Annotated in this window: 22 protein-coding genes; all 22 read left to right on the top strand. The window is 48.9% G+C overall.

The annotated features are described in order from the left end of the window. Positions 1-161 precede the first annotated feature (161 nt). The 22 genes from P156_RS0102960 (at position 162) to P156_RS11315 (ending at position 16,177) form a co-directional block, all read left to right on the top strand. The gene (locus P156_RS0102960) at positions 162-692 is read left to right on the top strand and encodes a DNA methyltransferase (RefSeq protein WP_185752132.1); all 531 of its coding nucleotides are present in this window, start codon (positions 162-164) and stop codon (positions 690-692) included. Between the two features lie 128 nt (positions 693-820). Further along, positions 821-1,144, top strand: coding sequence for a hypothetical protein (locus tag P156_RS0102955; RefSeq protein ID WP_207638240.1), 324 nt, complete (start codon positions 821-823; stop codon positions 1,142-1,144). Positions 1,145-1,318: 174 nt separating this feature from the next. Beyond that, on the top strand, positions 1,319-1,726 hold the full coding sequence (locus tag P156_RS0102950; RefSeq protein WP_027868872.1) for a hypothetical protein: 408 nt from the start codon (positions 1,319-1,321) through the stop codon (positions 1,724-1,726). Beyond that, positions 1,719-1,898: a helix-turn-helix domain-containing protein gene (locus P156_RS0102945; protein ID WP_027868871.1), complete on the top strand. Its 180-nt coding sequence runs from the start codon at positions 1,719-1,721 to the stop codon at positions 1,896-1,898. The genes P156_RS0102950 and P156_RS0102945 overlap by 8 nt, the downstream gene beginning before the upstream one ends. 197 nt (positions 1,899-2,095) lie before the next feature. Then, positions 2,096-2,251: a hypothetical protein gene (locus tag P156_RS13290; protein ID WP_185752131.1), complete on the top strand. Its 156-nt coding sequence runs from the start codon at positions 2,096-2,098 to the stop codon at positions 2,249-2,251. A gap of 17 nt (positions 2,252-2,268) precedes the next feature. Continuing rightward, positions 2,269-2,562, top strand: coding sequence for a hypothetical protein (locus P156_RS0102935; protein ID WP_027868870.1), 294 nt, complete (start codon positions 2,269-2,271; stop codon positions 2,560-2,562). A 76-nt stretch (positions 2,563-2,638) separates the two neighbouring features. Beyond that, positions 2,639-4,240, top strand: coding sequence for a terminase large subunit (locus P156_RS0102930; protein WP_027868869.1), 1,602 nt, complete (start codon positions 2,639-2,641; stop codon positions 4,238-4,240). A gap of 98 nt (positions 4,241-4,338) precedes the next feature. Then, positions 4,339-5,166 (top strand): hypothetical protein, encoded by an 828-nt coding sequence (locus P156_RS0102925; protein ID WP_027868868.1) that lies wholly within the window; start codon positions 4,339-4,341, stop codon positions 5,164-5,166. 235 nt (positions 5,167-5,401) lie between these two features. After that, entirely contained in the window at positions 5,402-5,854 is a 453-nt protein-coding gene (locus tag P156_RS0102920; RefSeq protein ID WP_027868867.1) for a hypothetical protein, read from the top strand. A gap of 47 nt (positions 5,855-5,901) precedes the next feature. Next, complete coding sequence (locus P156_RS11325; RefSeq protein WP_034802761.1) at positions 5,902-7,182, top strand: phage portal protein; 1,281 nt, start codon at positions 5,902-5,904, stop codon at positions 7,180-7,182. Next, positions 7,145-7,858, top strand: coding sequence for a head maturation protease, ClpP-related (locus P156_RS0102910; protein ID WP_051600553.1), 714 nt, complete (start codon positions 7,145-7,147; stop codon positions 7,856-7,858). The genes P156_RS11325 and P156_RS0102910 overlap by 38 nt, the downstream gene beginning before the upstream one ends. Before the next feature lie 19 nt (positions 7,859-7,877). Beyond that, a complete protein-coding gene (locus P156_RS0102905; RefSeq protein ID WP_027868865.1) occupies positions 7,878-9,059 on the top strand; it encodes a phage major capsid protein in 1,182 nt (393 codons plus the stop codon). A 10-nt stretch (positions 9,060-9,069) separates the two neighbouring features. Beyond that, positions 9,070-9,690: a hypothetical protein gene (locus P156_RS13710; protein ID WP_369770388.1), complete on the top strand. Its 621-nt coding sequence runs from the start codon at positions 9,070-9,072 to the stop codon at positions 9,688-9,690. Positions 9,691-9,710: 20 nt separating this feature from the next. Then, entirely contained in the window at positions 9,711-9,983 is a 273-nt protein-coding gene (locus P156_RS0102895; protein ID WP_027868864.1) for a head-tail connector protein, read from the top strand. After that, a complete protein-coding gene (locus P156_RS0102890; protein ID WP_027868863.1) occupies positions 9,983-10,315 on the top strand; it encodes a phage head closure protein in 333 nt (110 codons plus the stop codon). The genes P156_RS0102895 and P156_RS0102890 overlap by 1 nt, the downstream gene beginning before the upstream one ends. Next, positions 10,315-10,698, top strand: a complete 384-nt coding sequence (locus P156_RS0102885) for an HK97 gp10 family phage protein (protein ID WP_027868862.1) — start codon at positions 10,315-10,317, stop codon at positions 10,696-10,698. The genes P156_RS0102890 and P156_RS0102885 overlap by 1 nt, the downstream gene beginning before the upstream one ends. Next, positions 10,691-11,017 (top strand): hypothetical protein, encoded by a 327-nt coding sequence (locus P156_RS0102880; RefSeq protein WP_027868861.1) that lies wholly within the window; start codon positions 10,691-10,693, stop codon positions 11,015-11,017. Before P156_RS0102885 ends, P156_RS0102880 begins: the two co-directional genes overlap by 8 nt. Then, positions 11,010-11,618 carry a major tail protein gene (locus tag P156_RS0102875; protein ID WP_027868860.1) on the top strand — a complete coding sequence of 203 codons (609 nt, stop codon included), beginning with the start codon at positions 11,010-11,012 and terminating at the stop codon, positions 11,616-11,618. Before P156_RS0102880 ends, P156_RS0102875 begins: the two co-directional genes overlap by 8 nt. Further along, a complete protein-coding gene (locus P156_RS0102870) occupies positions 11,611-11,985 on the top strand; it encodes a hypothetical protein (protein ID WP_027868859.1) in 375 nt (124 codons plus the stop codon). Before P156_RS0102875 ends, P156_RS0102870 begins: the two co-directional genes overlap by 8 nt. Before the next feature lie 216 nt (positions 11,986-12,201). Then, a complete protein-coding gene (locus tag P156_RS0102860) occupies positions 12,202-12,624 on the top strand; it encodes an SMI1/KNR4 family protein (protein WP_034802129.1) in 423 nt (140 codons plus the stop codon). Positions 12,625-12,627: 3 nt separating this feature from the next. Next, positions 12,628-13,386 (top strand): hypothetical protein, encoded by a 759-nt coding sequence (locus tag P156_RS0102855; protein ID WP_027868857.1) that lies wholly within the window; start codon positions 12,628-12,630, stop codon positions 13,384-13,386. Positions 13,387-13,447: 61 nt separating this feature from the next. Then, complete coding sequence (locus P156_RS11315) at positions 13,448-16,177, top strand: phage tail tape measure protein (RefSeq protein WP_051600551.1); 2,730 nt, start codon at positions 13,448-13,450, stop codon at positions 16,175-16,177. The last annotated feature ends 1 nt before the right edge of the window (position 16,178 follow it).

Here is a 16,178-nt window from a genome sequence, read left to right as displayed (position 1 = left end):
GAAGGGCTCTTGTTCTCGTATAGCATGACTGAGATCGGACGAACTGTAAGGGGTGGCCATGACAACAAAAAAGAATGAACTGGTCACCAGCATCAGCTACGACCAGTCTGAAATAATCAAAAATATATTAAGGCTCCACGTGCCTGGGAAGAAGATCGATTGTGATCCAACCTACAGCAAGGGAGCTTTTTATAATGGCACCAAAATTGAAATTTGATATTGCTCCTCAGACAGAGGGTGTGATCTGGGCAGATGCCCGGCATCTTCCGCTGAAAAACTGTAGCATTTCCTGCATGATGCTTGATCCGCCTTTTCTTGCGACAAAGGGTAAAAGTCTGAGTGATGGACAAGGAAACAAGATCAACCGAAGGTTTGGGGTGTTCCCAGATGAGAAGAGTTTGCATCGGTTTTACTCTGCCATAATCCTGGAGGCATACAGGGTGCTGAAAGAAAATGGTGTTCTGATTTTCAAGTGCCAGGATAAGGTCAGCAGCGGCAAACAATATATGTCGCATGTGTTCGTAATGGACAGGGCAGTAGAAACGGGGTTCTATCCAAAAGACTTGTTTGTACTTTTGGCAAGGAACCGGATCATTGCAGATTGGCAAGCAGCAAACCAGAAGCATGCACGAAAATACCACTGCTATTTCTGGGTGTTCCAGAAAACTGACAGGCGTGTTGAATATGTCTGATGACGAGAAAATTGTATTGAATAAAAGTCGAGAAGTGTGAATAATAATACTTGATATATCCTCCGAAAAGAGCGAATATGTGTACAACAAAAGCAAAGCGCACATTCAAAACCGAGGAGGACAAGACCATGACAAACGCATACCCGATGAGAAACAAGCTGAACCTGATCGAAAGCAACACCGCAATCACCAGAGAAGAGTTCGAGCAGAACTTCAGCAAGACCACAGAGAAGATCACCTTCACCTTCAACGGGTGGGACGGCAAGAGCTACGACGGCGAGAGCAGGACGGCAAGAGTGATCAGAACAAACATCACAGGCTACGAGAACGTGAGATTCATCAAGGTCGGAAAGGCGCTTTGCTACATCGACGAAGACAGCAGCATCGTAGAGAAAGCCACAGGCGAGAGCCACCCGGAAGCAGAGTGGCTGGTAGATGTCCAGAGGGCATAGGAGGATAAATGGTGGCAAGCAGTGTTTGAATTAATCGATTGAATGAGTTGCGGTCTGTAGGAACATTCCTGTAGGTTTTACTATGATAATCGAATATTGGGATCGCTGGATAATATTGACAGGGGGGGGGAAGTGATATATTAAAAAAAAAGTGTCCAGGGAGGAGATCCTTTAATGAAGAATATAATAAAAAATGTTTTAATCTGTGTCTGTCTGATATTTGTATTGACAGCTTGTGGAAATAATGCAGAACAAAACACAGAAGCAGATATACCTGGAACCTGGTCTGGAATGGAAATCGGGTATTATAGTAACACTGGTAATGAATATGTCGCGTACGAAAAACTTGTTCTAGATGAAGACGGGACTTGGTATTGTATCTCGGAGCTTGATGACGGTAGAACGCTTGGCTCTGAATATGGTAGGTGGTCAGTAGATGGCAACACGATAGCTTTTGAAACATATGAGCCTAACTATCCCAATATTGGACCACCTGAAGAGATGGAGATTGATTATAAAAACATGAAAATTAAGAATGGGGACGATTCATATCGTAAAGGAGAAAGAAAGAGTAATGAGTGATTCGATTGGAACAAAAGAATTCGCTGAAATCTGGGGATGTAAACAGGCAACTGTAGCAAAATGGTGTCGCGAGGATAAAATAGAAGGTGCAAACCAAGATGCAAAAGGAAGTCCGTGGCATATCCCAAAAGACGCAAAGCCTCCAAAGGGGTACGTTGATAGAAGGAAATAGCACAATCTGAAAAGAGACAGGGGAACTGGTTGTTATTTCTATTGTGGGAAATGACAAGGCAAGAATGAAGGCTTCAGGGCCTTTTTTCTTTGCCCGGATTGTCTCTGATAAAAGACAATAAATGTGCTCGAAATGACTTGATATTTCCTCCGATTAGAGCGAATATACACATACCAAAAGACAAGGAGGAAAAAGCGATGAGAATCACCATGAAGACCCTGAAGGAACTCGACAGAAAGATCGAAGAAGAGAAGAAGGACATCAAGAGAAAGACCTTCTTGATCGCCACCAGAAACAGATACAGCAAGCAGCTTGGGGTAAAATCACCTTACGAAAACTGGTTTGCAAGATAATAAGGAGGGACAAGACGATGAAGATGAATGACAGAGCAAGGGAACTTAGGCTGCCAAACCCGGCCACACCGGAAGACCTTGAGATGAGATTCAGCGGGATGGACGGCAAGGTACTGACCTACGGAGACAAGATCCTCCTTACAGGATACTTCTACCAAGGAGGGGGAAAAGCAAGCCACTTCGGAGCGGTCTACGAATTCCTTACGGAAGACACAAGCTGCGAAGGCATGATTGGGATCAGGGAGATCAGCGAAGGATACTTTGAGGATGACGGCCACGCGATCGCCTGGGCGATTGGACAGGCCTCATAACAAAATGAACAACGAAAACAGCATGGGCCTTGACAGGCTCCTTTTTAAATATAGGCATTGAGGGCGGAGATAGATGGTGAGAAAATTAGAAAACTACACACCGACTGGGTTCATGGCAGAAACCTCATACTATGACAAATATTCTGCTGACTTTGCAGTGGCATTCATCGAACAGCTCCGCCATACGAAGGGCGAGTGGTATGACAAACCATTCGAACTCATCGATTGGCAGGAGAAGATCATCCGTGATGTGTTCGGAACGCTTAAGGAGGACGGCTATCGCCAGTTTACGACAGCGTATGTTGAGATTCCAAAGAAGATGGGAAAGAGTGAGCTCGCAGCGGCGGTGGCACTGTATCTTACGTGTGCGGATGGTGAGCAGCGGGCAGAGGTATATTCCTGCGCCGCCGATGTGAACCAGGCGAAGATCGTATTCGACGTTGCAGTCGATATGGTGATGCTGTGTAAGTCCCTACGGAACCGGGTGACGATTCAGAAGTCCACCAGGACGATCATATATAACCCGACCAACAGCAAGTACAAGGTACTGTCTGCGGATGTGGCCAACAAGCACGGCTTCAACACAAGCGGGGTCATATTTGACGAGCTGCATACCCAGCCCAACAGGAAGTTGTATGACGTCATGACCAAGGGCAGCGGCGACAGCAGAAGACAGCCGCTGTTCTTCCTGATCACGACTGCCGGGACCGATACCAACAGCATATGCTATGAGGTGCATCAAAAGGCAAAGGATATTCTGGAGGGACGGAAGCATGACCCGACTTTCTATCCTGTCATTTACGGCGCAGAGAAGGATGAGGACTGGTCGGACCCGGAGGTCTGGAAAAAGGCGAATCCTTCCCTAGGTATCACAGTCGGGATAGATAAGGTGAAGGCGGCCTATGAATCGGCCAGGGAGGATCCCGGCGAGGAGAACGCTTTCCGGCAACTGCGGCTGAACCAGTGGGTCTCATCTGCGGTTCGCTGGATGCCGTCTGAGGCATGGAAGAAATGCTCATTCCCTGTTCGGGAAGAGGAACTCTATGGCCGTGTGTGCTACGGAGGGCTTGACCTGTCGTCCACAACGGATATCACTGCCTTCGTGCTCGTGTTCCCGCCGCTTGATGAGGAGGACAGATACATGGTGCTCCCGTATTTCTGGATCCCGGAGGATTCCCTTGACTTACGTGTCCGGCGTGATCATGTGCCATATGACAAGTGGCAGAAACAGGGTCTGCTGATGACCACCGAAGGCAACGTCATACACTATGGATTCATTGAGAAGTTTATCGAGCGCCTTGGTGAAAAGTTCAATATCCGTGAAATAGCCTTTGACCGATGGGGAGCTGTGCAGATGGTGCAGAACCTGGAGGGAATGGGGTTCACGGTTGTTCCCTTTGGCCAGGGCTTTGCTTCCATGTCACCGCCGACAAAGGAATTGATGAAACTAACCTTGGAAAAGAGGCTCGCGCATGGTGGCAATCCTGCTCTTGCATGGATGGTCGATAACATATACATCAGAACAGATCCCGCCGGGAACATCAAGGCTGATAAGTCTAAGTCCACCGAGAAAATCGATGGGGCGATTGCCATGATTATGGGCCTTGACCGTGCGATTCGGTGTGGAAATGACACCTCAGAATCCGTCTACGACAGCCGGGGTCTATTCGTTATTTGATTTGTATGTGAGAGCAAAAATAGTGGCACATATCCTTCTGATGCTGTATACTGGTGATAGAACATAATTCCAAAGAAATACGGTGATTAGGAGGGAACATGAAAAAGATATTTCTGCTATTTGCTATTTTAACTCTGACCCTTTCAGCTGGTGTATTTCTTTCTGGCTGCGGACCATCTGAAGAAGAGCAAGCAGCGATCGATGCATTTAATGCGGAAGTGACGAGGATCCAAGACCAAATCGATCAAAGAGATAAGGCTGTCGAAGAGGCTCAGACACTACTGAAGGACGAACGACCGCCACTGTACGAAGACGATCAGATACCACTTGAAGATGCAGTGAAAGAGGCCAAAGCAATCTCTTTTGAAGCACCTGATGTTCCAAAAGAACTTGAGGAAATCAATTCCGCGACAGAAGAACTCAAGGGAATCGATTACGAAGAACCGATTAAAAAAGTCGAGGATGCTACCGTTGCACTGGATATCAGTAAAAGAAAATGTGAACTAGTGACGGCTCCCGACGAGAAGTACGTTATCAAATGTCTGGAGAAAGTCAAAGATATCAAAAAGGTGGCTGCAGTCACGGAGGACAATGACCCAAATGGGATGCTCGGAAAGCAAGGCGGCTATACCGCGCAGATCTACTTCTCAAGTCCTATGGTAAAAGATCCGTATGATTTGTATACTGGAAAGCCGATAAAAGACGGGACAGACGGAGGCGGAAGCATCGAAGTCTATTCGACAAATGATGAGGCCAAAACGAGAGAAGAGTATCTTGCAGGGTTTGACAGTACTGGAGGGCTGTCATCGGGATCACATATAGTAGTTGGTACCTGCCTTGTCAGAACGTCTTCCGAATTAAAGGCATCCCAGCAGAAGAAGCTTCAGAATGAGATCATTGACGCACTGACTGAACTTGAGGGGTAGTTGAGGATACACGTCTTCACAGAACAATCGTTATTATCAAAAGCACTTCCTTGGAGGTGCTTTTTTTTCAAAGATAAAAAAGGCCACTTACATAAAAACTGCAATTTCTAAGGTAAAAATGACAAAATACGACATTTCGCCAACTTTGAACTTGCCATGCTACTGCCGTCACGGTATACTTTCCGCACAAAATATTGATTAGGTAGAAGGTATATTTTGAAAGGAGAGTACGGTCATGTTGACACAGGAACGAATCGAAGAAGCATTGCATCTTGCGATGCTCAAGTATGCAAAGGAGAATAACGGTGCAGATGGGTGGAGACGAGAAGATCTCGAGGATGAGATAGCAAGTGCGGGTGGAGAAGAAATCGATCTTCTTCATGCCATGCAACTAGGCATGGAGCTCTGCGAGCCTAATGGTATAAGACCCTTTCGGCTAACCCCTAACGCAGAAGGAAGAGATGCACTATCGTATGTAGAGGATGTCGAAAAAAGCTTATCTGTCATTGCGACAAATGCGGATGCTATTGAGGCGATTGCGTTAGAAACAGCAGCCGATGTTCCGGAATCGAAGGCCCGATTTTTATTTGCGATCCATGCGCTTGCTAAAGAGCTCATGGAATATGAGATGTGGGCCGAAGAGGACCTGGTAGAAATCAGGCGGCAACTAAAGAACAAACAATCATAGAGAAAGTGGAGCATCTCTTCGGAGGTGCTTTTCTAATGGGAGGATTTATGGGTATCATATCTGAGTTTTTCAAATCTAGGGATAAGCCGCAGAACAGGACAAATGGCAGTGCATATAGCTTCCTGTTCGGGTCAAGCACATCTGGAAAGCGCGTGAATGAGCAGACAGCCATGCAGATGACCGCCGTCCACGCTTGCGTAAGAGTGATTTCAGAGGCAATGGCAAGTCTGCCGCTTCACCTATATCAATATAACGATTCAGGGGGAAAGGAAAAGGCGGTAGGTCACCCGCTATATTTCCTGCTTCACGACGAGCCTAACCCGGAGATGACGAGTTTTGTGTTCCGGGAGACGATGCTTACGTGCCTCCTTCTGTGGGGGAACTCCTACTCCCAGGTGATACGTAACGGGAAGGGAGATGTGGTTGCATTGTACCCGCTGATGCCAAATCGGATGAATGTGGACAGGGACGAGAAGGGCAAACTCTACTACGAATATATGATGAACGACACCGATGCGCCGACCATGAAAAGGACGACGGTCAAACTTGATCCAGAGGATGTTCTTCACATACCCGCTATGTCCTATGACGGCCTCGTTGGGTATTCGCCCATCGCGATGGCAAGAAATGCGATCGGCTTAGCGATAGCAACAGAAGAGTACGGCAGCAGGTTCTTCCAGAACGGAGCATCCCCAAGTGGGGTGCTGGAGCATCCGGGTGTACTGAAAGATCCGGGCAGAATCCGTGAGAGCTGGACACAGACTTTTGGAGGAAGCGACAACGCCGGAAAGGTGGCCGTTTTGGAGGAAGGTATGAAATATTCTCCAATTTCTATCCCGCCTGATCAAGCGCAGTTTCTTGAGACCAGGAAGTTTCAGATCGAGGAGATCGCACGTATCTTCCGTGTCCCGCAGCACATGATCGGGAGCATGGAGCATTCCACGTTCTCCAACATAGAGCAGCAGAGTCTTGAGTTTGTGAAGTACACTCTGGATCCTTGGGTAGCAAGGCTGGAAAGCAGTATGAACCGAAGGCTTCTTAGACCAGAGGAGAAGGGGGAGTACTTCATCAAGTTTAATTTGGACGGGCTACTTCGAGGCGATTACGCGAGCAGGATGCAGGGGTATGCAACGGCAAGGCAAAACGGCTGGATGTCCGCAAACGATATACGTGAATTAGAGAATTTAGATCGCATCTCTGAAGAAGAGGGTGGCGATCTATATCTTATTAACGGGAGCATGACCAAGCTGAAAGACGCTGGCATATTTTCGGGAAAGGAGGAGAAGAAGGATGAAGAAGTTCTGGAACTGGAAGACGATACGAAATGAGGAAGAAGGGCCTGTTGAGCGCGTACTTGAATTCTACGGAACCATCGCAGAGGAGTCGTGGTTTGACGACGATATTACCCCGGCGATGTTCAAGAACGAGCTTTTCTCTGGGGAAGGCCCGGTCACCATATGGATCAGTTCACCTGGCGGAGACTGCTTTGCAGCAAGCCAGATCTACGCCATGCTGATGGACTATAAAGGGCCGATCACGGTGAAGATCGATGGCATCGCGGCTTCGGCAGCATCGGTGATTGCAATGGCAGGGACAGATGTACTGATGGCACCTACCGCTATGATGATGATCCATAACCCGGCGACTATTGCGATGGGGGATCATAAGGACATGGAAAAGGCCATCGACATGCTCGGAGAGGTCAAGGATGCGATCATCAACGCCTACGAGATCAAGACCAGCCAGCCAAGGAAGACACTGTCCAAAATGATGGACGAGGAGACCTGGATGAACGCGAGGAAAGCGGTCGAGCTTGGGTTTGCGGATGGGCTGATTGAGGACAGTAAGACCTCCCCGGCAGAGGATGCGTACGCCTTTTCCGCCCATGCAGCAGAAACCGTGCTCATGAACAAACTGGCTGAGAAAACAAAACCAATCGAAGATGTTAAAACCGGACGCTCTGTGGATGACCTCAGGGCGTCTCTATATAAGAAGCTGCTTTAAGAAAAGGAGGATTACTACAATGACTATTGTTGAGATGAGAGAAAAAAGAGCGAAGCTGTGGAACACTATGGAGGGCTTCCTCGATACCCACAGAAACGACATGGGCGTGCTGTCCGCAGAGGACGATGCGACCTACGCCCGCATGGAAGATGATCTTGATGCCATGACCAACGAGATCAAGCGCATGGAGAGAAGGGAAGCGCGCGAGGCAGAGATGAATAAGCCGGTCAATGATCCTATCCGGATGAAGCCGGAGCAGGCAGGAGGTAGCCCTAAGAAGACCGGCAGAGCCTCGGATGAGTACAAGGAGGATTTCGACAGCCACCTGCATGGCAGGCCCCTTGTTCATAACGTCCTTTCCACTACGCCGGACGCCGATGGCGGGTACCTGGTCCCGGAGGACTTCGAGAGACAGATCCTGATGGAACTGGAGGAAGAGAACGTCATGAGAAAGCTCTGCAAGGTGATCACCACACAGCACGAGAGAAAGATCCCGGTGGCGGTCGGGCACTCTGTGGCGCAGTGGACACTTGAGAACGCTCCCTACCAGGAGAGCAATCCTACCTTCGGTCAGAAGCAGATCGATGCCTACAAACTGACCGACCTTGCCAGGGTATCCAATGAGCTTCTTCAGGATGCGGTGTTCGACATCCAGGAGTATCTCATGAAGGAGTTCGCAAGAGCCTTCGGTATCGCTGAGGAGGAAGCCTTCTGCGTGGGTACGGGTGTGAACCAGCCGACCGGTCTTTTCACCGCAAACGGCGCAGATGTGGGTATCACTGCAAGTGGCTCTACTGGTATTACCGCAGATGAAATGATCTCCCTGGTGTACTCCCTGAAAAGCCCGTACAGAAGAAATGCAAAGTTCCTGATGCATGACCAGACCATTTCTCTGCTGAGAAAGCTGAAGGATGGTAACGGTGCCTACTTGTGGCAGCCCTCTGTCCAGGCTGGAGAGCCGGATCGTCTTCTGGGATACGAGCTCTACACTTCTCCGTATGTGCCGACCGTAGAAGCAGGAGCTCTTGCTATCGCCTTTGGTGATTTCAAGAACTACTGGATCGGGGACAGACAGGGAAGAACGGTCCAGCGCCTGAACGAGCTCTATGCGACCAACGGCCAGATCGGTTACATCTCCGCAGAGCGTGTAGATGGAAAGATGATCATGCCGGAGGGCGTGAAGCTCCTGAAGATGAAATAGGAGGTTAGAGATGAGTGAATATAACGCGAAGAACTATACCGAGCAGGGCGGCGAGGTGACTCATATCGGCGGTGTGCTTGAGTTTGAGGAGGGAGCTAAGGTATCTGGCTTCCCCGGTGCTGAAAACCAGCCTGCCAGCACTGCCGGACAAGTGGCTGCCCTGAAAAACGACTTCAATGATCTGCTCGTTAAACTGAAGAATGCTGGGGTAATGAAACCAGATTCCTGGAATCTCGCTGTAAGATTGGCGCCTTCTCTTACCGATCAGGTGGCCGCTGCCAATAACGGAAAGGCCGCCGTATCCATTGCAGATGACGTGATCATTGTCACAGTGGACGTGGATTCCCTGGAGGAATCGGAGAGCTCTGCACCAGGCCAGGGGACCCATAAGTGGATCGGTCTTGGCATTGGGACCGGGCTTTCCTCGGTGGCACTGGCTAAGTTCAAAGGATCTTCACTGAGCGAAGAAGATGCAGCTGAGGCTGCCAGCGTTGGCCTTGACCAGCCTGGCGAGTTTGTGCTTTACATCCGGGCGGAGGAAGTGGCAGAGCAGCCCTACATCTTCACCCTGAATGCAGATGGCTATGCAGAGAAGGAAATCACAATCAAGGTGGAGGCCCCAGCAGAGTAGAAGCAAGTTAGGAGGCACTGATGATTACACTTGAGGAAATGAAGCAGTATCTTCGTATCGACTTTGGCGATGATGATGCACTGATCAGTGGTCTCATCGCCGGAGCCGAAAGGCTGTGCATGGATGTAGCGAGGGTTGAAACGGAAGAAGAACTGTTTGCGATGCCAAATGGTAAGGTTGCCGTTCTCTATGCAGCTAGCTATATGTATGAGCACCGGGAGGATGCAGACTATCATCAGATGGCACTCATGCTTCGGTCGCTTCTTTTTGCAAAGCACGAGGGAGGTTTCTGATGGAGATCGCATTACTGAACGAGCGTGTCACGTTCCAGATCTATGAGGTCGTGACGGACCGGATCGGAAACCACACAAATACCTGGGTAGACTATTACACCTGCTATGCGACCATATCCGGTGAGAATGGATCGGAAAGTCACGAGGCAGGGCAGACCGTCGAGCATCCTGATATGTATGTGACGATCCGCTGGTGCACAGCGGCTGCAAGGATCACTGAAAGCGGCTTCCGGATCCTATTTCATGGAGAGACCTACGATATCATAGGAATCGACCATTTCTCGTACAAGAAGAAGGCGCTAAAGTTCCGGTGCAAGAAGGTGAAACGGTAATGGGTAAGAAGGTATCAATTGATGGGCTTGCAGATGCTGTGATGGAGGAATTGACTGAGTATGCGGATCTTGTGGATTCCGACATGCGAAAGGCTGTCACCAAAGCGGGACAGACCGTTCGTAAGGAAATCATGGCGGGAGCACCGAGTAGGACGGGAGCATATGCAAAGAGCTGGTCAACGAAAAAGACCAGGCAAAGTACGCACTCTCTTGAAGTCACGGTGTATTCCAGGAACCGGTATCAGCTTGCGCACCTATTGGAGCATGGCCATGCAAAGCGGGGAGGGGGCAGAACAAGAGCATTCTCCCACATCGCACCTGCCGAGGAGCACGGCATCCAGCAGCTCGAGAGGGATATTATGAGGAGTATCAGAGATGGATAAACTGCTTGAGATCATGAGAGAAATAGAGCTTCCTTCTGCCTACGATCATTTTGCGGAAGGGGAGTCACCGGATCCGCCTTTTGTTTGCTACCTGATCCCAGGGAGTGATCACTTTGCTGCTGACGGTCAGGTGTTCTTCAAGATCGAGCAAGTTCACCTTGAGCTCTACACGGATAAGAAGGATCCGGACATAGAACGTATTGTGGAAGCCGTGCTTGACCAGCACGGTATCTATTACGACAGGACTGAGGTGTGGATCGAATCCGAGAAGCTCTACGAAGTCCTGTACTATTTTGAATTGGAGGGAGACAATGAGTAACAAAGTAAAATACAACTTGAAAAACGTCCACGCTGCTGTCCTGACAGAGACAGTAGAAAATGGTGTGACATCTTTCAGCTACGGGACTCCAAAGGCGATCCCGGGTGCGGTTTCCATTGCCCTTGATGCAGAAGGGGAGTCATCTCCGTTTTATGCAGATGGCATCGTGTACTTCCGTTCTGTGACGAACAACGGATACAGCGGAGACCTTGAGATAGCACTGATCCCGGAGTGGTTCCGGACAGACATCCTGGGCGAGGAGAAAGATAGTAAGGGTGTGCTGATTGAAAAGAGCACTGGCGTGGAGAACACGAAGTTCGCTTTGCTCTTTGAGTTTGACGGAGATGATAAAGCGATCCGGCACGTCATGTACAAGTGTACATGCTCCCGTCCGTCTCTGGAATCTGAGACCAAGGAAGATACCATCGAGCCTGGTACGGAGAAGCTGTCCATCACAGCAGACCCGCGTTCAGATGGTCTTGTGAAAGCTCGTACTGGGGATGATGTGGATTCTACCACCTATCAGAACTGGTACCAGGCAGTGTATGTATCCCAAGCGACGCAGAATGGCGAAGAAGAGGAGGAAGTAAGCAATGGTTGAGAAAGTTATCAAAATCAGCGGTACTGACGTAAAGTTCCGTTCTTCAGCTACGATCCCACGTCTTTACCGGATCAAGTTCAAGAGAGACATTTTCAAAGACCTCTCGAAGCTGGAGAAGGCATATAGCAAGAAGAATGATCAGGATGAAGACCTTGAGATCGATGATCTTGAGATCTTTGAGAACGTGGCCTATATCATGGCCTTCCATGCGGATCCTTCTATCCCGAAGACCATCGACGAGTGGCTGGATCAGTTCGATATGTTCTCCATCTACCAGGTGCTCCCGGAGATCCTGACTCTCTGGGGGGAGAACTTGATCACGGACATTGAAGCAAAAAAAGGATTAGCAGAAGTGAGCGGGATATGACCACGCCACTGTTCCTTCTGCGCTGTATGGAAATTGGGATATCGGTATCAGACCTTGATCTTCTGACCGTAGGTCTGGTACTCGATATCTGGACAGAGAAAACAAATGACGGCGTGAAATATGCTCGTATAGCTGATCAAAGGGATTTCGATAAGTTCTAATTTGTGATAAAATAAAATAACATAATGTTTGTTTGGAAGTATTAGGGGGCTTATTATGGTACCAAATCTGGTGGACATTGTTGAACAATTAAAGATGCAAGGAAAGATGTTTTTCCTTGAAGGTGCGACTGAGCAACAGATAGAGGCTTTTGAGAGGCAACATGAGATTAGTTTTCCAGAACAGTATAAAGAATGGCTGAAGTTTTCGGATGGAGGAGAATGCTTTTTGCCGGCAGGAATACAATTATACGGTGTAGCACACAAACCTTTGATTGATGTGAATGACAACGATAGGCCAAATGATGATTATATTGTGATTGGCAGACTGGCCTCAGGCGATCCTATCCTCTGGAGAACAAGAATGGATAGAATCGTCATTTTTAATCACGAAGACGAGAGGATTGAACCAGATGAGGTCTACACGAACTTCTTCTCCTTCGTTAATGATTTGCATTCATTGCTAGGGATCGGAGGGTGAAGCATGTCAAAAAGAACCTCCGAAGCAAATAAGGCAATTGCTAACGCGTGGATCACGGAACAGCAATTAGTGAAGGATGGAAAAGGGACTCGAGACTGGACGCAAGAACAACAAAAAGATATTCTGGATAGAGGTAAAGCGTATGATGATAATGGGAAAGCTTTTGAAGGACACCATATGATGAGTGCAGAAAAGTATCCCGAGTATCAAGGCGAGTCTAAAAACATACAGTTCCTCTCAAGAGCAGAACATCTTGGTGCGCATAACGGATCTTTTCGAAACCCAACGAATGGTTATTTTGATCCATTCACGGGAGATACTGCAGAGTTTAATTCCGGTTCCTTTGAACCGTGTCCTGTTATCGTACTTAGTATGCCATTAAATAATCCCACGATCAGCATCGAACAACAGCGCTCACCCCATGATGCATATTTTGAACGCAATCCTACAGATCAAAGGCGTGGAATAACTGCACGATTATCAAGAACAGCAGGAAATACAATTAACTTTATTTCAAACCATAAAGCAGAAATATTAATTGGGGTGAAAGCGGCGCATCGAATTGCACGGACTATTGGTAAGAAATCTAGGCCAAGCAACAAGAGTGGAAATGACTCGGGATCATCAGAGTTGTTTAATAAAGGCATTGATATAGCATCAAACAAACGAAAATCGCCAATAAAACACACTGTTAAAAAACATAGGCAGCGATACAATAATATATGGAAAGATAAGGGTCCTTACGATCGCGGGTCTAATTGAATTATCAAAGCATCTCTTCGGAGGTGCTTTTTTGATGTCATTTTTAAGGAGGTGAAGGCCTGTGGCAAGCAGGATAAAGGGAATCACAGTTGAGATCGGTGGCGATACCACAGGTCTTGATAAGGCACTTAAGAACGTCAATAGCTCCATCCGGACTACCCAGAGCAGTCTCAGAGATGTGAACCGGCTCCTGAAGCTAGATCCGAAAAACACCACACTCCTTGCCCAGAAGCAGAAGCTCCTGAAACAGTCCATTGGCTCGACGAAAGATAAACTGGAAGCACTGAAGCAGGCGCAGGTCCAGGCCAAGCAGCAGCTTGAGAATGGAGAGCTTGGACAGGACAAGTATGATGCACTCCAGCGTGAGATCGTGGAGACAGAGAATGAGCTAAAACGGCTTGAGGCTGAGGCTAAGACCTGTGAGAGCAAGCTTGCAAAGATGGCAGCAGTCGGAGACAAGATGCAGAAGGTGGGGGATGGAATGACCTCCGCCGGAAAGAGTATTATGCCCGTCTCTGCTGCTGTCGCTGGCCTTGGAGCAGTCTCGGTTAAGACAGCTGCAGACTTTGATTCTGCCATGAGTAAGGTTTCTGCGGTCTCTGGTGCCACCGGGGACGACTTCGATAAGCTCCGGGATAAGGCAAGGGAGATGGGAGCCAAGACGAAGTTCTCCGCGACGGAAGCAGCTGAAGCTATGAACTACATGGCGATGGCAGGCTGGAAGACAGAAGACATGCTATCTGGCGTGGAAGGGATCATGAACCTTGCTGCTGCATCCGGAGAGGACCTTGCAACCACCTCTGATATCGTGACGGACGCCCTGACCGCCTTTGGCCTTTCCGCCAAGGACTCAGGGCATTTTGCTGACATCCTGGCAGCTGCATCCTCTAATGCAAACACCAATGTCAGCATGATGGGGGAGACCTTTAAGTACGCCGCGCCTGTTGCGGGAGCACTTGGCTTTTCTGCAGAAGATACCGCCCAGGCTATCGGCCTTATGGCAAACGCCGGAATCAAGTCCTCTCAGGCGGGAACGTCCCTTCGTACTATCATGACCGCCATGTCAAAGGACTTCACGATTAGCGGGAAGAAGATCGGGGATGTGACCATAGCCACCACCAACGCGGATGGGAGCATGCGTAGCCTTACAGATATCCTGGCTGATACAAGGGAGGCTTTCTCTGGACTTACCGAGTCCGAACAGGCAGCTACCGCAAAAACCCTGGCAGGAAAGAATGCCATGTCCGGATTCCTCGCGCTCATGAACGCCTCTCCGAAGGATATCGATAAGCTTCAGGGAGCACTTGAAAACTGCGACGGAGCATCCGAGAAGATGGCAGAGACCATGCAGGATAACCTGATGGGACAGCTCACCATCTTAAAATCTCAGCTGCAGGAACTTGCTATCTCTTTTGGTGACGCTCTGATGCCAGCGATCCGAGCTATCGTATCTGCCTTGCAGGGATTCATTAACCATCTCAACCAAATGAGTGAAGGGACGAGACGTGTGATCCTTGCCTTTGGACTTGTGATCGCAGCACTTGGACCTTTCCTTGTAATCCTTGGGACAATCATTTCAAAGGTCGGCGTTGCCATATCTGGTTTTGCAATGCTGGCGGGAAAGATCGCTGCCTTTTCTGCAAAGGTGGGAGGTATGAGCGGCCTTATGGCTAAGGTGGGAGCAGCTATCGGTGGCATCTCACTGCCCATTGTGGCTATCGTAGCTGTGATCGCAGTTCTAGTCGCTACCTTCATGCACCTGTGGAAGACCAACGAGAAGTTCCGCAATACTATGATCTCCATCTGGAAAAGCATCAAGGCGACAGTGGGGAAGTTCATCGCAGATGTTAAGGCGCGGCTGGATGAGCTAGGCCCCAGCTTTATGAAGATCACATCGGTTTTAAAGAAGGTCTGGAACGCTTTCTGTAAGATCTTAGCCCCGCTATTTGAGGGAGCCTTTCGACAAGTAGCGATCATTCTAAAAACAGTACTCAATGCGATCGTTGGACTCCTTGATATTTTCATCGGTCTTTTTACCGGAGATTGGAAAAAGGTCTGGCAGGGGGTCCAGGAAATCGTCTCTGCGGTGTGGAACGGCATCCAGGCAATCTTCAAGAACTATCTGACGACTATAAGAAAGGTCATCGGGGTGTTCCTCTCCTGGGTCGGTGCAAACTGGCGATCCATCTGGAACAGCATCAAGAGCTTTACTGCAGGCCTATGGAATACCATGAAGGGCCTAGCAAGTTCTGTCTGGAGCGCGATCAAAAACGCCGTGCTTACGCCTATCCGGGCGATCAAAACGACGGCATCTTCCCTCTGGTCAAGTATTTGCTCTGCGGCATCGCGTGCCTGGAATAGGATCAAGTCTGCTATGATTAGCCCGATCGAGTCTGCCAAAGATAAGATCGGAAGTATCCTTAGGAGGCTCAAAGGGATGTTCCCACTTTCTGTGGGTAGGATCTTTTCGAACATCAAGCTGCCGCACATTAATATCAGCGGCGGAAAAGCGCCCTGGGGAATCGGCGGGAAAGGTACCAAACCTACTATCGGAATCGACTGGTATAAGACGGGGGCGATCTTTGAGAGGCCTTCTGTCATCGGTGTCGGTGAAGCAGGGGCGGAGGCAGTCGTGCCGATTGACACCCTGTGGGAAAAACTTGACCGGATCGCTGAGATGAATACCGGTGCAACCGTTACCAACTATATCACCATCTCTGGTGCGGAGAATCCTGAGGACTTTGCGAATCGCCTTGTCCGGCAGATGCAGCTTAAAATGAGGACGGTGTAAC

The sequence above is a fragment of the Eubacterium sp. AB3007 genome (assembly GCF_000688015.1).
GTDB lineage: Bacteria > Bacillota > Clostridia > Peptostreptococcales > Anaerovoracaceae > Aminicella.
Note: the sequence above shows the minus strand (reverse complement) of the source record. Positions and strands in the feature narration are given on the sequence as shown.